The organism is Escherichia sp. S10b (assembly GCF_028421345.1).
Taxonomy (GTDB): domain Bacteria; phylum Pseudomonadota; class Gammaproteobacteria; order Enterobacterales; family Enterobacteriaceae; genus ECMA0423.
Genome location: NZ_JAHZSO010000001.1, coordinates 1 through 3,264, shown reverse-complemented (window position 1 = coordinate 3,264; position 3,264 = coordinate 1). Strand labels below are relative to the sequence as shown.

Here is a 3,264-nt window from a genome sequence, read left to right as displayed (position 1 = left end):
GAAAGGCGGACAGGTATCCGGTAAGCGGCAGGGTCGGAACAGGAGAGCGCACGAGGGAGCTTCCAGGGGGAAACGCCTGGTATCTTTATAGTCCTGTCGGGTTTCGCCACCTCTGACTTGAGCGTCGGTTTTTGTGATGCTCGTCAGGGGGGCGGAGCCTATGGAAAAACGCCAACGGCGCGGCCTTTGTCCCTGGCTTCGGCTTTTTGCTCACATGTTCTTTCCGGCGTTATCCCCTGATTCTGTGGATAACCGTATTACCGCCTTTGAGTGAGCTGACACCGCTCGCCGCAGTCGAACGACCGAGCGTAGCGAGTCAGTGAGCGAGGAAGCGGAAGAGCGCCTTATGTGACATTTTCTCCTTACGCTCTGTTGTGCCGTTCGGCATCCTGCCCTGAGCGTTATATCTCTGTGCTATTTTCTACTTCAAAGCGTGTCTGTATGCTGTTCTGGAGTTCTTCTGCGAGTTCGTGCAGCTTCTCACACATGGCGGCCTGCTCGTCAGCATCGAGTGCGTCCAGTTTTTCGAGCAGCGTCAGGCTCTGGCTTTTTATGAATCCCGCCATGTTGAGTACAGTTTGCTGCTGCTTGTTCATCTTTCTGTTTTCTCCGTTCTGTCTGTCATCTGCGTCGTGTGATTATATCGCGCACCACTTTTGGACCGTCTTACCGCCGGTATTCTGCCGACGGACATTTCAGTCAGACAACACTGTCACTGCCAAAAAAACAGCAGTGCTTTGTTGGTAATTCGAACTTGCAGACAGGACAGGATGTGCAATTGTTATACCGCGCATACATGCACGCTATTACAATTACCCTGGTCAGGGCTTCGCCCCGACACCCCATGTCAGATACGGAGCCATGTTTTATGACAAAACGAAGTGGAAGTAATACGCGCAGGCGGGCTATCAGTCGCCCTGTTCGTCTGACGGCAGAAGAAGACCAGGAAATCAGAAAAAGGGCTGCTGAATGCGGCAAGACCGTTTCTGGTTTTTTACGGGCGGCAGCTCTCGGTAAGAAAGTTAACTCACTGACTGATGACCGGGTACTGAAAGAAGTTATGAGACTGGGGGCGTTACAGAAAAAACTCTTTATCGACGGCAAGCGTGTCGGGGACAGGGAGTATGCGGAGGTGCTGATCGCTATTACGGAGTATCACCGTGCCCTGTTATCCAGGCTTATGGCTGATTAGCTTCCCGGAGAGAAACTGTCGAAAACAGACGATATGAACGCCGTAAGCCCCCAAACCGATCGCCATTCAGTTTCATGCATAGTCATGCAACGCGCTGAAAACAATCCTGACGCATTTTTCCGGTTTACCCCGGGGAAAACATCTCTTTTTGCGGTGTTTGCGGCAGAATCGCGTTCAGCGCGTTTCTGCGGTGCGCGTAATGCGACGTTATGGTAAATCCGCAATTTTCCTACCTCGACAATCCTTGCACCAACTTTGCGTTCTCATCTTCCCATTAGTGTCAGTTCTGAATCCAAACTCCTTTGTTATTTCTTCTCTTGATATGGCTATTTTTCCGCATTTTGGACACGTATGTTTTTCATCGGGCGTATTTAAAGATGGTATTTTTAGGTTGATTAACTTCAGCATTAAAGGGGTTATGTCATACAAGTTAGTCATTCCTTTAGAGTTTTTGCCGGTGGAGCGTATTTTTATCCTCAGAATGTCCATTTCTACTAACTTGTTTAAATTTCTCTGAATTGTTCGTCTGTCCTGATTCATTCTTTCGCATAGAAGTGAAATTGATGGGTACACTCTTGCGTCAGGATGATGCATGAAAGATATCAGATTAATCAAAAGTACAAGCTCTGTGTTTCCTATTCCTAGCTTAGATTGGTTTTTTAATAGTTCATTGGGGACGGATGTCCAGCCAGAGTTTAAAATGCTGCGCCCCCATATGGCTAAGATCCTTTCTGGGATCTCTACTGATGAGTGTTCTGTTTTTTTGAGTTCGATTTCTGATTTCAATTTCTGTCACCAATCATAATAACAATACCTATATATATAGGTATTGTTATTATGATTTATTATTTGGGCGGCATCAATGCCGCCCTTTAATTTGACCAAAAAGGCCTAATGTCTAGCACTGGGAAAGGACCTCTCTTACCATCTAATTGAGTAAGATTTTATCTTCCCAGACTTCTTCAAACATAGGACTGACATGTTGGCAAACGTACGATTTGATAATCACAGCTGCGATACAGAACGTCGTCAGCAGTACAAATCTCGTGCTGACGAAGTGCTGCTCTCGCGTTCATACAAGAATCAGGCACATGAAGCGTTAAAATGCGATTCTCCGCAGTCTGATGAATCGATCTTTGATATGCTATCTACTTACTCAGTAAGGTAAGTGGAAAGTGTTTGATGACAACCAAATTCAATAAGTTTGAGCTTCATTCGGCTTTCCGAGACGGGAAGCTGAATGAAAAGTATTTCGTAGATTTACCCTACCTCAAAGAAGAGCAACGCCGGGCATTAGCCTCTTTCTTGGGTGCGATAACTCGTGAAGAGCCTCTTCCAGGGAAAAACAAGCCTTCATGGCTTGATGATAATTCCATTAAAATTTCCGGTACTGATGCGTACGAAGACGGGAACTATTGGCATTATCATTGCGGTCCATATCCAGAAGGGGTCAAACTTAGATCGATGACTTTTAACTTGGGTATGAACGTTGCGGGGCTAACCTCCGCTGAAGTGATCCACTATCAAAAACTCAACGATGGCACGGTGTTTGTCGTAGGCTTCTCCCCTACACATGAGCCCTTCCCTAAGTCTGATGCGGCGCATTACAACCCACTCTTCACTGAATCAGATGATTAAATATCTGAATAGTGGCTGGTAAGGATATGTTGAGATTTTTTTCTCTCAGCTGTAGTCTCTTTTCCTGAAACGAAAAAACCACCTGGGGAGGTGGTTTTTCGAAGGTTCAGTAAGTTGGGGAACTTCTGAACCGTGGTAACAGTCTTGTGCGAGACATGTCACCAAATCTGTCCTTTCAGTGTAGCCGCAGTCAGGCCATCACTTCAAGAACTCTCGATACATCTCTCGCACATCCTGTCTACCAATGGCCGCAGCCAATGGCGATAAGTCGTGTCTTTCCGGGTTGGACTCAAGACGATAGTTACCGGATAAGGCGCAGCGGTCGGGCTGAACGGGGGGTTCGTGCACACAGCCCAGCTTGGAGCGAACGACCTACACCGAACTGAGATACCAACAGCGTGAGCTATGAGAAAGCGCCACGCTTCCCGAAGGGA

The 3,264-nt window shown here is 47.1% G+C and carries 4 protein-coding genes; 2 read left to right on the top strand and 2 right to left on the bottom strand.

All coding sequences use genetic code 11. The annotated features are described in order from the left end of the window. Positions 1-401: 401 nt before the first annotated feature. On the bottom strand, positions 402-596 hold the full coding sequence (locus FTE26_RS00025; protein ID WP_001041643.1) for a Rop family plasmid primer RNA-binding protein: 195 nt from the start codon (positions 594-596) through the stop codon (positions 402-404). Between the two features lie 272 nt (positions 597-868). Here FTE26_RS00025 and mobA point away from each other — a divergent pair, with 272 nt between their 5' ends. After that, a complete protein-coding gene (gene mobA / locus FTE26_RS00020; RefSeq protein WP_000166966.1) occupies positions 869-1,192 on the top strand; it encodes a plasmid mobilization protein MobA in 324 nt (107 codons plus the stop codon). Positions 1,193-1,399: 207 nt separating this feature from the next. Here the strand turns inward: mobA and FTE26_RS00010 are convergent, their stop codons facing one another. Continuing rightward, positions 1,400-1,978 carry a helix-turn-helix domain-containing protein gene (locus tag FTE26_RS00010; RefSeq protein ID WP_052266651.1) on the bottom strand — a complete coding sequence of 193 codons (579 nt, stop codon included), beginning with the start codon at positions 1,976-1,978 and terminating at the stop codon, positions 1,400-1,402. A 396-nt stretch (positions 1,979-2,374) separates the two neighbouring features. Between FTE26_RS00010 and FTE26_RS00005 the strand changes: the two genes are divergently transcribed. Beyond that, on the top strand, positions 2,375-2,830 hold the full coding sequence (locus FTE26_RS00005) for a hypothetical protein (protein ID WP_272457328.1): 456 nt from the start codon (positions 2,375-2,377) through the stop codon (positions 2,828-2,830). The last annotated feature ends 434 nt before the right edge of the window (positions 2,831-3,264 follow it).

Excerpts from the sequence above, each read along its gene's own strand:
- mobA (WP_000166966.1), top strand. The coding sequence starts at position 869 with ATGACAAAACGAAGTGGAAGTAATACGCGCAGGCGGGCTATCAGTCGC.
- FTE26_RS00005 (WP_272457328.1), top strand. The coding sequence starts at position 2,375 with ATGACAACCAAATTCAATAAGTTTGAGCTTCATTCGGCTTTCCGAGAC.
- FTE26_RS00025 (WP_001041643.1), bottom strand. The coding sequence starts at position 596 with ATGAACAAGCAGCAGCAAACTGTACTCAACATGGCGGGATTCATAAAA.